Annotated in this window: 1 protein-coding gene; it reads right to left on the bottom strand. The window is 65.9% G+C overall.

The window, feature by feature from the left end; genetic code table 11:
* Nucleotides 1-196: hypothetical protein (locus QZH66_RS18095; protein ID WP_305807186.1), on the bottom strand; the 196-nt coding region annotated here is incomplete at its 3' end.
* Between the last annotated feature and the right edge of the window lie 412 nt (nucleotides 197-608).

Here is a 608-nt window from a genome sequence, read left to right as displayed (position 1 = left end):
CATCGTGCACCGCCAGCCAGCCCCCACCCCAGGGAACGGTTTGCGCCTCCTTGTGCTGCCAGCCATCCACCGCGCGCGACAGCGCCTGCCCCTGGCGATTGAGCGCGTAGCAGCCGCGTCCACAGCGCAGCACCTTGCCCTCGCTCGCCAGGCGCGTGAGCCCGACACGGATGGCGGACTCCCCCAGGGCAAACAAGCCTCCCGCCCGGCACAGTGCTTGCACCGTCAGCTGGCCCCCGTCGGCCACCAGCAGNCTGGCGATTGAGCGCGTAGCAGCCGCGTCCACAGCGCAGCACCTTGCCCTCGCTCGCCAGGCGCGTGAGCCCGACACGGATGGCGGACTCCCCCAGGGCAAACAAGCCTCCCGCCCGGCACAGTGCTTGCACCGTCAGCTGGCCCCCGTCGGCCACCAGCAGGTCGAGGATCAGCTCGGGCGCGCTGGGCACGGCCACTGAAACATTACATATATTTTCCATGTTTGCGTAATTATGAAATGTTTTCTAGCATCCACAACACCCTGGTTCAGGGAGCGAGAAGGAACATGGCCATGCAGTATGTGAATTTCGATGCCGAGGGGCCGGTGTGCACCATCACGCTGAACCGCCCCG

Source organism: Stenotrophomonas sp. YIM B06876 (assembly GCF_030711595.1).
Classification (GTDB): domain Bacteria; phylum Pseudomonadota; class Gammaproteobacteria; order Xanthomonadales; family Xanthomonadaceae; genus Stenotrophomonas.
The sequence above is the reverse complement of the archived record's forward strand: the minus strand, read 5'-3'. Positions and strand labels throughout refer to the sequence as shown.